Here is a 14,915-nt window from a genome sequence, read left to right as displayed (position 1 = left end):
GACCCTTTAAAAGGGTGTGGGCATAGGGTAAATCAACTTTTTCTATTTAAATAGATGCTTTTAAGGCTTATTCTAAGTCTTCTAAAATGTCGTCAATTGCTCAATAGTCTGTTGTATTTTTATTCGAGGTATTCATTAATTTCACCTAATAGATCAGCTAGTTCTTGGTTGTTAATTTTAGTTTTGTAATGAATTTCGATGCCTGTTTTTTTCGCTTTTAAAGCATTAAAAAACTGTTTAGCTGCGGCAATTTTAATTTTTTCGTCATCAGAAATTTTTGCTTCAGTAGGATAACCTTTTGCCTCAACGACCAAATATAGTGTCTTACCATTATTGCTATTCACAACGTAACCAAAATCAGGGCTATAAGTTCCATTAGGTACAGGGATTTTGATCCTAGGCAATTTGGCAAACACGGTAATGCTGTTATCAGTGGATTCATCAATCGTCACACCTTCAATATCACTATCAATTTCAATAAAATTTTCATCATAGAGAGATTTTTCAAGAAGCGTTTTCTTAGCACTAATATCATGATCCATGCGACCACATGCACCCTTATTAATCCAGTCTAAAACAATGCCATCAGCCCTGGTTAAACTGGTTGCTTTAGTACGAATTTCTTTTATTTCGTAACTTATTTTATTAACGATTAACGCATACAGCTCATTTAAAATAATAGTTTTTAAATCCAATAAAGCTTGGTTTTCATTATTGGCAATCATTGCAAACTGTTCGGCAGGCATAACCTTTAAAATGATGGCTATTGTTTTGTAGCTTAATCTAGTTGCATTGGCTAACGCTTTTACAAACTCATATAAACTAAATACAGAATGATATTGAACAGCCGTATAAGCACTGGTTACATCTTCTTGTACTACATTTTCAACTTCTTTATGGCGTGTGGTTTTAATTTGAATTTTTTGAACTTTGAATTCACTGGCAATAGCTTGGTTAACGATTTGAATGAACTCATCTGAATTCAAATCATATTTAAGTTCTGCATCACGATTTAGGTTGTCCCACAAAGTTTTAAAGTGCTGGTTATATTTATTTGCGTTCACTTTTATTAATTTCGGGGCTCTTTTTGCTTTAGACTTTGATGTAACCTTAGTTTCAGCTAAATACACCTCTTTAAAGAATTCAGCCAAGCCTTTTAAATTAGGTACTTTAATGCGCTTATGTGCTTCAATTTCAGTCTGAATCGTTGGCCATTTATTGGTAAATATGGTTTTATCTGCAACAATATGTGCCTTATCGTCATCATCTAATTCAACAATTTCATTGTCTTCTAAAATATCAACCAACGCCTGTGCTTGTCGAATATTGGGGGCGATTTTTAGGTCAATCAATAAATCAGCTTCAAAAATAAGTCCTTGCATCTTTAAGCTGTTTTGCGCAATTTCATTTTGAATCGATTCTACAAAGTTTCCCTCTGTAGAAGGCACAATCACATTCAGTTCATTGACCTGATCAAATGCTTCATGCTCTAACGTAATGCGTTCACCGTATTGGTTCACCGCCAAACGTAAACCACGTCCAATCTGCTGCAACTTAGTGATTTTTGAATTACTTGGCGCTAATTTACAAAGGGTAAAAATATTAGGGTTATCCCACCCCTCTTGCAATGCCCACATCGAAAAGATAAAACGTAAATCCGTATTAAACGAAAGTAACTCCTCTTTTTTATTGAGAATTAAATCAATTTGCGTTTCAAGGTCTTTATCTTTATTAGACTTAGAAAAATAACCTTGATGTACTTCGCCAATATTTTTTTGAGTGCGTTCTAAATAAGCCCGATAGTTAGCATCTAAATTGTCTGTTTTTAACACTTCAGACAGTTTTTTAGCATACAGTTTCTCAAACTTTGTAATCAACTCGCCGGGTTCGCCACTGTCTAATAAATACTTACTTACCGAGTCAATAAAAAACAGCGTTAAGGATTTAATACCTTGAATAAACAATTCTTCTTCACGTTCAAAATGCGTTTCAATCGTTTGTCTAATAATCTCGGTTTGCATGCCATCCAATAACATACCGTAAGAAGTCGCATTTTCTTCACCCAGCGGCAGACTAAAGCCATTGGTAAAAATGGCTTCACTTTTGGTGATTTTGTCCACCACATAACCACTTAGGTAATCAATCTCAACTTTTTTTCCTAAGTTGTCGCCTTTTTCTAGGGTGACTTGTTGGTTTTTACCTGCAATATCTTTATATTTTATTTTGGCTTGATAGTCTGCTTGCTTTGCACCTTTAACGTCTATTAAAGCTAATGAGTGCGCATCGACTTGTTCACTACCAATGGTGTCTACCGTAATACTTTTAACCAAACCTTTTTTAAAGGCGGTAATACTATCCAGTGTGTAAAGTAGGTTTTGAAACTTCTGTTTTTGTTGGTTTTCTTTAAAAGTAGCTCCATAACGCACGGTAAACAACGGTCTAAATTTTTCAATATTTTCTGCGGTCTTTTTGCCTTCAAAACGGTGTGGTTCGTCAATAATAATTACGGGTTTTAAAGCCGCAATAGCATCAATGTAACTGGTGGCCTTACCAATCAAACCTTGCTCTACCGCTTTTTTATGAATGACATTACTCGCTTTATTAAAAGACTGGTAAGTTGAAATCATTACCGAGATATTTTCACTAGAGGCATTGCAAAAGCGAAAAACCGTTTCGGGTGTATAGCTGAAAACCGCTAGGTTTTTTTCATAGGTTTTCTGAAAAAATTCTTTCGTAATTTGTAAGTTCTTAACGGCACCTTGACGTATCGCTGTACTTGGAACCAAAATTAAAAACTTAGACAAGCCATACAGTTGATTTAGACGATAAATCGTTTCAATAAAGGTAAACGTTTTACCCGTACCTGTTTCCATCAAAATATCTAAGGTTAATTGATGACCAACCTTAACTTCACCTTCAATGACATTATGCTGCTCTCGAATCGCTTTTATATTGCTTTGTAATAAAGTGCGTTGAGCTGCGTTGCTCAAATTAAAGCTCGGGTTACTCTCTGGGTATTTGGCTGATACAAACGATATATCTTTAAACACATCACAAACAGCAGACACGGCTTGATCTTGATAATCTAGACGTTCAAATTGCAATTTTAAAGCGGTCTTTTTTGACATACCTCTACCCTCTAAAACGCAATCGGGCAATATCTAATCCCATCTGTTGTATGGCTGGGATCAACTCTTGATTAAACTGATCTCGGGTTTCATGGGTAATATTGGGGGAATAAACAGAGATATATTCAATTTTAGGCAGGCCTGGTGAAACCTCTAGGTGCAATTTAATTTCTGCCAAATCAACTGCATTAATAACCAACAACACGTTATCGGCTTGGTATAAGGCACCCTCGTTTAAGGTGATTATAGGGGTAGAAAGCGGTAACTTTTCAGCCAATAATAAATTCACTAAAATAGTATTTAAACTGGTTTCAACACTATCATGAGAAAGAGCCATTTCAAGTTGTTCTAAGTCATTAGCCGTAACTTCATGTAAAGGTTTATAGAACTGTTGTAACGGATCATCTTTAATTTCAAAGGCCTTAAAACCAATATCAAGATTTTCTATACCTTCTTTATCGGCATGATCTTTTTTGACTTTGTCACCCGCACGGCGCAAGCGTTCGGCGGTAATTTCAAAAATGGTCGCTTCTGTTTTGCCAAGTTCTTCGGTCACAAATTCATAGGCACTAGTTTGTTTTTTTGGATCAATCACTTCTGGTAATTGCACCAAAATAAATTTACGGTTGCCGCCATCTTCAGTATTTAAATCCATGACCGCTTGACCAGTTGTTCCTGAGCCCGCGAAGAAATCTAGGATAACGTCATTTTTTGAATTACTAATATGAATAATCCTCTTCAACAGCTTTAAGGGCTTGGGCGTGCTAAAAACTTTTTTTTCTAAAATTGCCGCAGTTTCTTTTTGGCCAGCATCGTTATGTCCAGCTTGAGTAAAATCCCACCAAGTAGACGGGACTACTCCATCTTGGATTTCAGCCAAAAATCTTTTTAGACGAGGTTTAGAGAAATTAAAATCTTTTCCCCAGTAAAGTCTATTATCGTTTTCTAGCTCCAAATGTTTTTCTTGCGTATAACGCCAAACAGCATTTTCATCGGGCCAAATTTCTTTACCTGTAATAGGGTGTTTAATTGCATACCAAAGCGTTGGTCTTTCTGCTTTAGATTTACTGCTGACGTATTCACCAGATGTCCAGACACCACGAGGATCATTATCAGGATTAGTGTAGCGTTCTTGTTGTTTTTCTGTTCTAGGCAATAGGTTTCGAGAAAACTTATCTGATTTCTGATAAACCAAAATGTAGTCATGCATTGCTGCTATTCCTGGATCATCATTAGATACTGAATATTTCTTTTGCCAAACAATATTGGCAACAAAATTTGCTTCCCCAAACACTTCATCACATAGCAGTTTTAAATTGGCTTGTTCATTGTCGTCAATCGAAATAAAAATTACGCCGTCTTCTTTGAGTAAATCGCGTGCCAGCAATAAGCGCGGAAACATAAAACTCAGCCAGCCGCTATGGGTGCGTGCGCCTTGGATATTTTCAATGTAGTCTTTGTATTCCGTGCTATAACCCAGTTCATCCAGAATCGCTTCTTCAGAATCCGTAAAGTTATCGCGATAGATAAAGTTTTCCGATTTTGTGTTATATGGCGGATCAATATAAATCATTTTTATCTGCTCAAAGTAACTAGCTTTAAGGAGTTTTAAGGCCTCTAAGTTATCGCCTTTAATCAAGATGTTTTCGGTCGTATCCGCTAAAAAGTCATTGCTGTCATTGAGTTTGCTGTCATCTGTTAGTGGCTGCAATATTTTGGCTTGTTTGGCATAGGCTTGATGGTAGGCTTCTTTTTTACCCACCCAATTTAGCTCATAACCGTTTTCTTCAATGCGTGCTTTGGGATCTAAGGCCAGTTTAAGCTTCTCGGCATTAATTACTAGTTCACCATCTTCACCCGTTGAGACAACCCCTGGAAAGTTTTTTAGCAATATTTCTAAGTTACGTTCTTGTATGGATTCTTGTTCTATTACATTATTTTCTACAGGTTTCATTTCAACTTTCCAGTTTGCTTGGTTTAGCCAGTTATTTTACAGCTATCAATTAATTTTTGACGAAGTACATCTTCAATTTCTTGCCATGAATGGCTTTTATCAACTAAATCAATAAACCATTCTATTAATTCACGACTTGGGTAGACCCCTTCCTCATCATTTTCAGGTAAAGCCTTGGTATCCTCAATTAATACATTCAATAAATTTACAGATTCTAACGGTAAACCATAATACTCGAGATGATCAACTTTTAACGTTTCAAGCTGCCAAGTCCATTCATTCAAATACCAAATTAAATTTTCAGACTCTTGTTCAAAACTTGCCACGTTTAATCCTTCACTTTCCAATGCCCTGCTTTGGTTGAACCCACTCGCATAATTTTATTTTGCTGCTTGAGTTTTTGAAGATGGTACTTCACACCATCTGCCGTGATGTTTAAGTTTTCTGCAAGTTGGTTTCTAGTGAGGTTTGGATTTTTAACAAGAAGTTGAAGAATTATTTCTTGTGTACTTGGTTCACTACCTTGTTCATTTTCTTGGGTAGTTTCTTGGGTAGTTTCTTGGGTAGTTTCTTGGGTAGTGCTACCCAATACTTGTCCGGTAGTTTGTGGGGTAGCTGGTTCATTTTTAGTCAGTGATTCTATAAAGCCTTCTGCATAGGGCAGCACTATTCGCGTGAAGTTGCTTAGGAAAACATAACTGTCTTTAGAATAGTGTTGCAAGATTCTCGGCACGCCAGAACCTAGGTGCTCGACCATTTCTAAATCTCTAAATACACGCATTAAGACTTTGTTTTGTGGGTGTGAGATGCCACTAAAAAAATCGTCTTTATCCATGCCTTCGGGCAATGCACCTGTTGAGGTGATTTCTAATCGGTCGCTAAAAAATTCAAATTTAGGCGGGGCTTCTCGTGTGTAATCGTTGTGTACAATGGCATTAATCACGGCTTCTCGTACCGCAATGTCATTAAGCATTTGTCGTTGTTTGCGGGTGGTTGAAGTGATTTGGGTAAAGGTACGATTTTCTATTTTAATTTTATCTAGAACGGCTTTGGTGGCTTTAATTAAACAGCAGTAACCGTACTCTTCGTTTTCAATTAAATCAATACGATCTGTACCCGCATATTTGGCTACTTTGATTGAGTTACCATTTTGATCGGCAAGTAAATAAGCCGCGTAGTTGTATTTACCGTCTTCGGTAAGCAGCTCTAAGTTTTTAGCAAAGTGCTGATTAAGTGGCAAACCAACGGCTTCATAGTATATTTTAAGCTGCTCAAAGGTTAAATCTTGATATTGAGAACGAATATTGCCAATAGAGTTGCGGGTGCGAGTGGCAAACAGTTTAGAAATCATTTGCTCTGGCATAGGTTCGGACGCGGAACCAATTCGCAAAAAGCAGCCTTTAGGTGCCATGCCATATTTCGTTAGATAGTAAGGTTTTGCAGAACCACTCGCTATGACGATTTTGATAATATTTGTGCCTTGCCAATCTGTAACAAAAACATCAAACAACCCTAAAGCAGATGGCGAAACATTGTGTTTTAAACGGTCTTTGATTTTGAGTTGCAGACTGTCTAAATCATCTAATTTTATGGCTTGTTGAGACTTGTCATCCACACCTATATAAATTTCACCGCCGTGAGGCGAGTTCAAAAAAGCAATAACCTCTTTTTCTAGGCCACTGGTTAATTGACGTTTAAATTCAATACGGTTTGATTCTTGCAAAGGTTTTCTCACTGGCTGACAGGCGGAATGAATCATATAAATCAGTGATTTTACAAGTTAGCAGGCCTGGTGTCATCTTTAATCTCTGGGGGCTAATTGTGTAATCGGGTAAATAATGAAATGGTGTTTGTTTTGGTTTTATTCAGAATAGGTCTGTATTATTGTGGCAAAAAACAGCGCAGGGTTAAAGGTTTTAAATTACCAGGCCTGGTATGCCCTGTGACCATTTAAAATGGTGTGGGCAATAGGGTAAAACAAAAATTACCAGGCCTGGTATGCTCTATGGCCATCTAAAATGGTGTGAGCATAGGGTAAAATAGAATCAAACATTCAAAATCAAACGGATGCTTTTAAAGCCTGTTCTAGGTCTTCTAAAATGTCGTCTATATGTTCAATTCCTATAGATAAACGCACCATGTCTTCTGTGACACCCGCTGATTTTAACTCTTCGGCATTTAACTGTCTGTGAGTGGTTTCGGCAGGAATACTGGCTAGAGTTTTGCAATCACCAATATTGACTAAACGAATGATTAATTTAAGCGCATCATAGAACTTAATTGTGCCTTTACGCCCAGCTTTTAGACCAAAACTTAGAATACCTGAGGCTTTACCGTTCATGTATTTTTTGGCTAAAGCGTGGTCTTTATGGCTTGGTAATCCCGCGTAATTTACCCATGAAACCAGGTCATGATTTTCTAACCATTCCGCAACTTTTTGGGTGTTTTCACAAGTGCGTTCCATACGTAATGCTAGTGTTTCTAAACCTTGCATTAGTTGAAAAGAACTTTGCGCCGATAAGGCTGCACCCATATTACGTAATGGCACTACACGACAACGTGCAATAAAGGCCGCAGCACCAAAGTCATCTGTATAGGTTACACCGTGATAAGAAACGTCAGGCGTGCTTAATAGTGGAAAACGATCTGCATGTTCTGCCCAAGGGAATTTACCTGAATCAACAATAACACCACCTAGGGTTGTGCCGTGACCACCTATGTATTTTGTGGCAGCATGAATCACAATATCCGCACCATCATCAATCGGTTTCCAAAGCACTGGCGTTGCCACGGTGCTATCCACAATTAATGGAATACCGTGTGAGTGTGCAATGTCTGCTAAACGCGCAACATCAGCAATACCACCAGAAGGGTTACCAATGGTTTCACAGTAGATCGCTTTGGTTTTGTTATCGATTAGAGCGCTAATTTCATCATTGGTAGCATCTTTATTAAAGAAGCGTGTTTCAAGACCTTGACGTGGCAAAGTGTGGGCAAATAAATTATAGGTTCCACCATAAAGTTCGCTGGCGCTTAAAAAGTTATCGCCTGCTTCAGCAATGGTTTGCAAAGTGTAAGTAATGGCAGACATACCTGTAGATACTGCTAATGCCGCAACACCACCTTCCATTGCTGCAACACGAGTTTCTAAAACCGAATTAGTTGGGTTCATCATTCTAGAATAGATATTACCAGGTACCTTTAAATCAAATAAATCAGCGGCATGTTGTGCATCATTAAATGCGTAAGAAGTTGTTTGATAAATTGGTACGGCAGCCGATTTAGTGGTTTCTTCGGCGGTATAGCCAGCATGTATAGCAATGGTTTCGAGTTTCATGGAGCATCCTTTGTTTTTTTATATGTTGTAAGGTATTTTGTAATTGGCCGTGTATATTAGAAAAAAAATGATGAAAAGACAAAAACATTAGAGCTTATTAATTTCACTTAGTTTAGAGAATCTTTTTTAGCTTTAAGATATTAATGAAAAGAATCCAGAAATTTTTTTAATGGCTTGATTTTTATCAGTAGGTAATTGGAAGATAGGAATGTCTGTCCAGTTTTCTATACCGTTAAGATGATTCGTTTTGTCTATAAAGTTTTGCACAATACACAATGTTTGTAGCCCGGCTTGTTCAATGGCATTTAATGTGAGCAGGGTGTGGTTAATACAGCCTAACTGATTTTTTACCACCAAGATAACGGGTAGGTTTAAGGCTTTGGCTAAGTCTAGGTTTAAACCGTCTGAGCATAGTGGTGAATAAAAACCGCCTGCGCCTTCTACTAAATATAGGGTGTTTTCACTGGGCGATTTAGGCAAGCCGCAAGCGGTTGCTAATTGATTAGTGGTAATGGTTAATCCTGCTTGTTGAATAGCAACTTGTGGAGAAACAGGGGGCTCAAACTGATAAGGACAAATTGTACTGATTGCTTCAATAGATTGGCAAGATTGCTGTAAAAATAAAGCGTCGCCACTTACCAGGCTGCCATCTTTTTGTTTTATGCAGCCAGAAGCGATTGGTTTGCGCGGTATGACCTTTATGCCCGCACTTATTAAAGTGTGAGCAATACAGCCCGAAGCATAGGTTTTACCCACATCCGTATCTGTACCGGTAATAAAAAAACCACTCGCGGTTTTACCAGGCCTGGTAAAAGCATTGGTGGCTTTAAAAAAAGGCGAATCAATAGGTGCTTTTAAAGACATATTAAGCACAAATTCGCATGACAAAAGGCTTCATATAAACGTTATAAGTTTTCAATTAAGCGTGATTGCGCTTCACGGTATTTATCGTAAGTTTGCATAACAATTTCTTCAGGCAGTTCAGGGCCCGTCGCTGGATTTTTATCCCAGTCTAGGCTGTCTAAATAATCGCGAATAAATTGTTTGTCAAAACTTGGTGGGTTGCTACCTACTTTATAACTTGACGCGGGCCAAAAACGTGAACTATCTGGGGTTAAGGCTTCATCAATTAAGTAGATAGTGCCTTCAGAATCCTCACCAAATTCAAATTTAGTATCGGCAATAATAATACCGCGCTCTAAAGCAAAGTCAGCGGCCGTGGTGTACAGTTTTAAACTTAAATCACGTACGGCTTTGGACTTCTCTTTACCCATAATGGTAACAAGCTGATCAAAGCTAATGTTTTCATCATGATCACCTTGTTCAGCCTTGGTAGACGGCGTAAATAAAGGTTCAGGTAATTTAGCGGCTTGTTTTAAACCTTTTGGTAAGTCTATTCCGCAAACACTTTGGGTCTTTTTGTACTCTTTCCACCCCGAACCGACCAAATAACCACGCACAATGGCTTCAACAGGCAAAGGTTTAAGTTTTTTAACAATCATGCCACGCCCATCAAGTTGCTTTAACTCTTCTGGGGTTAGGTAATCAGCCAGGTTTAAACCTTCTGCTAATTGATTTGGCAAGATGTCTTGCATTTTTCTCATCCAAAATTGCGCCGTTTCAGTCAGTATGCGACCTTTACCAGGGATTGGCGTTGGCAGAATGGCATCGTAAGCAGAGATTCTATCTGTGGTAACAATTAATAGGTGGTTTTCATCGATATCATAGATGTCTCGAACTTTACCTTTATTAATGAGAGGTAGGCTTGTTAAGCTAGATTCATAAAGTGCTTGCATAGAGGCATTCCTGTAAATTTGGGGTTTAGTTCGAAAGTTTGTTGTTAATCATCTTTACGACGATTTAATACGTAGGGCATTTTAAAATGACCATATCGTAAAATGAGTACCGCGATAGACAATAGCGTTATGGTGCCACCAATGGCAATCATTTCCCACTCATTTAAAGATTTTAGGTCTAAAATTAATAAACGAGCTAGGGCAACAATGGCAATATAAATTGGAAAACGAATAGGCAATTTACCAGACTTAAGGTAAATACCCACCATGGCTAATACTTCAAGGTATAAAAAGAGTAAAAGCAAATCACCTAACGTGACTTCTCGTACTTGAATCATGTGAATAACTTCACCTGTTCCAGCAAATAGCGTTGCGATAGTAATGACCAATAAACCAATATATTCAGAGATATGAATGGCTTCGCCTAATATACGATCATGTATTGGTCGTTTTTGCTGTTTACGCATGTAAGAGTAATCTTTTGTTCGGGAAGACTCGTTATGTACTGAACTTTCTTCTTCTATCATGGTTTTTACCTTGGTTTATCACTTTATAAGGAGCATTATCCTTAAAGATTTTTTGCCATTTTAATGGATACTGTTAAAATGCACGAATTATTTTTTAAACATTTATAGATATAAGGTATGTAAACATGGCTAAACAAGAAAATTGGATTGCTCCTTCAATCTTATCTGCTGACTTTGCTCAGTTAGGTAAAGACGTAAAAGACGTCATTGCGGCAGGTGCGGATGTAGTGCATTTTGATGTAATGGATAACCATTATGTGCCTAACTTAACAATTGGGCCTTTGGTTTGCGAATCGTTAAAAAACTTTATGGTTAAAGAAGGCGTAAACGCGCCAATTGATGCACACCTTATGGTTAAGCCTGTTAGCCGTATTATTGGTGACTTTGCTTCTGCTGGTGCTGATTTTATTACCTTTCACCCAGAAGCGTCTGAGCACATTGACGGTGATTTAGGTTTAATTAAAAACGCCGGCCTTAAAGCAGGTTTAGTTTTTAACCCAGCCACATCATTATCGCACCTAGAGCACGTAATGGATAAAATTGACATGATTTTAATTATGTCTGTAAACCCTGGTTTTGGTGGTCAATCATTTATTGCACAATCACTAGAAAAACTAAAAGCAGCACGTAAATTAATCGACGCTTCTGGCCGTGATATTCGTTTAGAAATTGATGGTGGTGTTAAAGTTGAAAATATTCGTGAAGTGGCTGCCGCAGGTTGCGATACGTTTGTATCAGGTTCTGGTATTTTTGGAAAAGCCAACGCTTCAGATGCTAACCGTTATGACACGGTTATTAAGCAAATGCGTGAAGAGTTAGCAAAAGCCTAAAATTTAAAGTTTAGCTTTTTCACCAGAACGCTGGCCACTCAGAAATGGGCGCCGGCGTTTTGTGGTTTTAAGGGAAAGCAATCCTCAAGAAAATTTGAGGCAAAAAGACATAAAAAGAGAATAATATGGAAAAGTTAAAACCAGGATTTGTTTTATTTGATTTAGATGGAACATTAATCGACAGCGTACCCGATTTAGCCTATTGCGTCGATGAGATGATGAAGCAACTAGGTATGCCTCTTCGCGGTGAAGCTGCAGTGCGTAACTGGGTAGGTAATGGTGTTGAACGTTTGGTAGAACGCGCATTAATCAACTCAGTTGAAGGTATGCCAGATCAAGAGTTAAAAGACAAAGCCTACCCAATTTATTTAGAACTTTATAAACACAATAACTCACAGCGCGGCTGTGTGTATGATGGTGTTATTGAAGGTATTGAGTGGATTAAAGAGCAAGGTTACCGTGTGGCTTGTGTCACCAATAAAGCAGAAGAATTTACCATTCCATTGTTAAAAGACAAAGGGTTGTTTGATTACTTTGAAGTGATTGTATCGGGCGATACTTGCGCAGAGAAAAAACCACACCCAATGCCGCTTTTATATGCAGCAGAACAATTAGGTGTTGCGCCAGAAAACGCACTAATGATTGGAGATTCACGTTCAGACGTTAAAGCTGCTCGTGCTGCAGGTTTTCATATTTTCTGTATGACTTATGGTTATAACCACGGTGAAGATATTCGTGACTATAACCCCGATGTTGTCGCGGACTCATTTTTAGAGTTTAAAGACTACTTGGCCTCCAAGTAACAATCAGTTCACCTCGTAGCTTGGCAACTTCTGCGTTAGAGAACGGTCACTCACATTTGTAAGCGTCCTTATCTTTGCCTTGAATTTCCTCAAGCTACAAGGCAATCTGATTGCTATTTCATATTTTTATTTAGGCTATCTGGTTGTTTTTACCCTATGTTCATACGATTTTAGATGACCACAGGGAATACCAGGCCTGGTAAAATTTAAAACAACCTAAAAATACGAAAGATTTGTATTAACAATAAGGATGCACAAAATGGCTTTTATTAAAGCATTGTTACTAGAAATTTTTCGACCGTTATTTTGTTCTCTTGCAGGCATTAAGCGTGCTATCTTATTTAAATATTTAGACAGAAAACAAAACAAATCTTTATCCACCTCGTCAAACCCAAAGGCAGATCAAAAATGAGCAACGAACTTTTTGCCAATTTAGCCAAAGAAGGTTACAACTTTGCGCCGGTTATGCGTACCGTTTTATCGGATTACGATACTCCGCTCAGTGTGTACCACAAGTTAGCTAAAGGCCCTTATTCATATTTATTTGAATCAGTACAGGGCGGTGATAAGTGGGGGCGTTACTCTATTATTGGTTTACCGTGCCGTACTCGAATAGAAATTTCAGGCAATCAAATTAAAGAAATTTGTGATGGCGAAGTGGTACAGCAACAAGTGGCTGATGACCCTTTAGCTTGGGTAGAAGCGTATCAAAACCAGTTTAAAGTGTATGAGCGTCCAGGCATGCCGGTTTTTAATGGTGGTTTGGTAGGCTATTTTGGTTACGATACGGTTCGTTATGTTGAAGAACGACTAAAAAATAGCACGCCAGCACAAGATGATATTGGGGCGCCTGATATTCAGTTATTGGTTTCAAAAGAACTTGTGGTGTTTGATAACTTAAGTGGTCAAGTTCACGTTATTGTAAATGCCGATTTATCTAACCCAAATGCTTACAGTGATGGCGTTATTCGATTAGATGAAATTCAAGCTCAACTCAGTGTTCAAATGAATGTGCCAGCTGATTTACCATGCAAAGAGGTTTTGACCGAATCTGATTTTTCATCGAGTTTTGGTGAACAAGCGTTTAAAGATGCAGTGGCAAAAATAAAAGAGTACATTTTATCTGGCGATGCCATGCAAATTGTAATCTCTCAACAAATGTCAGTAGATTACAACGCTTCTCCTATCGATTTATATCGCGCCTTGCGTTATTTAAATCCATCACCGTATATGTTCTTTATAGATTTAGACGATATGCAAATTGTGGGTTCATCGCCAGAGATTTTAGTGCGTTTAGAGGACAATCAAGTCACGGTTAGACCTATTGCAGGTACTCGTCGTCGTGGTTTAACGGCTGAGCAAGATGCTGAGCTTGAACAGGATTTGTTAAACGACCCTAAAGAGTGTGCCGAGCATTTAATGTTAATTGATTTAGGGCGTAATGATGTAGGGCGTATTGCGCAAGTTGGCTCAGTCGATTTAACTGAAAAAATGGTGGTAGAGCGTTATTCTCACGTGATGCACATTGTGTCTAACGTTAACGCGCAAGCCAAGCCTGGAATGACGGCGATGGATGTATTACGGGCTACTTTTCCGGCTGGTACGGTTTCTGGGGCGCCCAAAGTTCGCGCTATGGAAATCATTGATGAACTTGAACCCGTTAAACGTGGTATTTACGCCGGAGCCGTAGGTTATTTAGGTTGGCATGGCAATATGGATACGGCCATTGCCATTCGTACCGCTGTAATAAAAGACAATAAGCTTTTTTTACAAGCTGGCGCAGGTATTGTGGCCGATTCGGTTCCTCAATCAGAATGGGATGAAACGATGAATAAAGGACGCGCTATCTTTAGAGCGGCCCAATTTGTGACCGAAGGTATGAAAACCGATAACCCAGATGCAGGTCACCGTTAGTTACCGGTTGAATAAGGATAAACTCATGTTATTAATGATTGATAATTACGACTCTTTTACCTACAACATTGTGCAGTACTTTGGTGAATTAGGTCAGCAGGTTGAAGTGTATCGTAATGACCAAATAGATTTAGAAACGATTCAGACATTAAACCCTGAATATTTAGTGATTTCACCAGGCCCATGTACACCAACTGAAGCGGGTATTTCGGTTGAAGCGATTAAACACTTTGCAGGCAAAATTCCTATTATGGGTGTGTGCCTTGGGCATCAAGGTATTGGTCAGGCATTTGGTGGTAATATTGTACGTGCCAAAGAAGTGATGCACGGTAAAACCTCACCGGTTTACCATAAAGATTCAGGTATGTTTGCAGGCCTGCCGAATCCGGTGCAAACCACACGTTATCACTCTTTAGTGATTGACCAAAATACTTTGCCAGATTGTTTAGAAGTGACCGCTTGGACTCAAGATGCCAATGGCGAATTTGACGAGATTATGGGCGTTCGACATAAAGAGTTTGCCATTGAAGGTGTGCAGTTTCATCCAGAATCAATTTTGACAAATCAAGGGCATCAAATGCTCAAAAACTTTCTTGAACAGCATAAATAAGATTGTTTAAAAGGAT

The 14,915-nt window shown here is 38.4% G+C and carries 12 protein-coding genes; 4 read left to right on the top strand and 8 right to left on the bottom strand.

The window, feature by feature from the left end:
- Positions 1–119: 119 nt before the first annotated feature.
- The 8 genes from ACYQ0E_RS12025 to ACYQ0E_RS11990 all read right to left on the bottom strand — a co-directional run bounded on the left by ACYQ0E_RS12025 (position 120) and on the right by ACYQ0E_RS11990 (position 10,742).
- Positions 120–3,128: a type III restriction-modification system endonuclease gene (locus tag ACYQ0E_RS12025; protein WP_460188463.1), complete on the bottom strand. Its 3,009-nt coding sequence runs from the start codon at positions 3,126–3,128 to the stop codon at positions 120–122.
- A 4-nt stretch (positions 3,129–3,132) separates the two neighbouring features.
- Complete coding sequence (locus ACYQ0E_RS12020) at positions 3,133–5,082, bottom strand: site-specific DNA-methyltransferase (RefSeq protein WP_460188462.1); 1,950 nt, start codon at positions 5,080–5,082, stop codon at positions 3,133–3,135.
- A 23-nt stretch (positions 5,083–5,105) separates the two neighbouring features.
- Positions 5,106–5,408 (bottom strand): hypothetical protein, encoded by a 303-nt coding sequence (locus ACYQ0E_RS12015; RefSeq protein WP_460188461.1) that lies wholly within the window; start codon positions 5,406–5,408, stop codon positions 5,106–5,108.
- 2 nt (positions 5,409–5,410) lie between these two features.
- Positions 5,411–6,805 (bottom strand): RNA-binding domain-containing protein, encoded by a 1,395-nt coding sequence (locus ACYQ0E_RS12010; protein WP_460188460.1) that lies wholly within the window; start codon positions 6,803–6,805, stop codon positions 5,411–5,413.
- 336 nt (positions 6,806–7,141) lie between these two features.
- On the bottom strand, positions 7,142–8,419 hold the full coding sequence (locus tag ACYQ0E_RS12005) for an O-acetylhomoserine aminocarboxypropyltransferase/cysteine synthase family protein (protein ID WP_460188459.1): 1,278 nt from the start codon (positions 8,417–8,419) through the stop codon (positions 7,142–7,144).
- Between the two features lie 132 nt (positions 8,420–8,551).
- A complete protein-coding gene (bioD, locus tag ACYQ0E_RS12000) occupies positions 8,552–9,283 on the bottom strand; it encodes a dethiobiotin synthase (protein ID WP_460188458.1) in 732 nt (243 codons plus the stop codon).
- 41 nt (positions 9,284–9,324) lie between these two features.
- Positions 9,325–10,215 carry a phosphoribosylaminoimidazolesuccinocarboxamide synthase gene (locus tag ACYQ0E_RS11995; protein ID WP_460188457.1) on the bottom strand — a complete coding sequence of 297 codons (891 nt, stop codon included), beginning with the start codon at positions 10,213–10,215 and terminating at the stop codon, positions 9,325–9,327.
- 44 nt (positions 10,216–10,259) lie between these two features.
- Positions 10,260–10,742 (bottom strand): phosphate-starvation-inducible protein PsiE, encoded by a 483-nt coding sequence (locus ACYQ0E_RS11990; RefSeq protein ID WP_460188456.1) that lies wholly within the window; start codon positions 10,740–10,742, stop codon positions 10,260–10,262.
- 125 nt (positions 10,743–10,867) lie between these two features.
- On the opposite strand from ACYQ0E_RS11990, the gene rpe reads away from it, so the two are divergent.
- The 4 genes from rpe (at position 10,868) to ACYQ0E_RS11970 (ending at position 14,899) form a co-directional block, all read left to right on the top strand.
- Complete coding sequence (rpe, locus tag ACYQ0E_RS11985) at positions 10,868–11,572, top strand: ribulose-phosphate 3-epimerase (RefSeq protein ID WP_460188455.1); 705 nt, start codon at positions 10,868–10,870, stop codon at positions 11,570–11,572.
- A gap of 125 nt (positions 11,573–11,697) precedes the next feature.
- Positions 11,698–12,375 (top strand): phosphoglycolate phosphatase, encoded by a 678-nt coding sequence (locus ACYQ0E_RS11980; protein ID WP_460188454.1) that lies wholly within the window; start codon positions 11,698–11,700, stop codon positions 12,373–12,375.
- A gap of 408 nt (positions 12,376–12,783) precedes the next feature.
- Positions 12,784–14,289, top strand: coding sequence for an anthranilate synthase component I (trpE, locus tag ACYQ0E_RS11975; protein ID WP_460188453.1), 1,506 nt, complete (start codon positions 12,784–12,786; stop codon positions 14,287–14,289).
- A 25-nt stretch (positions 14,290–14,314) separates the two neighbouring features.
- Positions 14,315–14,899, top strand: coding sequence for an anthranilate synthase component II (locus tag ACYQ0E_RS11970; protein ID WP_460188452.1), 585 nt, complete (start codon positions 14,315–14,317; stop codon positions 14,897–14,899).
- Positions 14,900–14,915: the final 16 nt, after the last annotated feature.

The sequence above is a fragment of the Thiomicrorhabdus hydrogeniphila genome (assembly GCF_054656895.1).
Note: the sequence above shows the minus strand (reverse complement) of the source record. Positions and strands in the feature narration are given on the sequence as shown.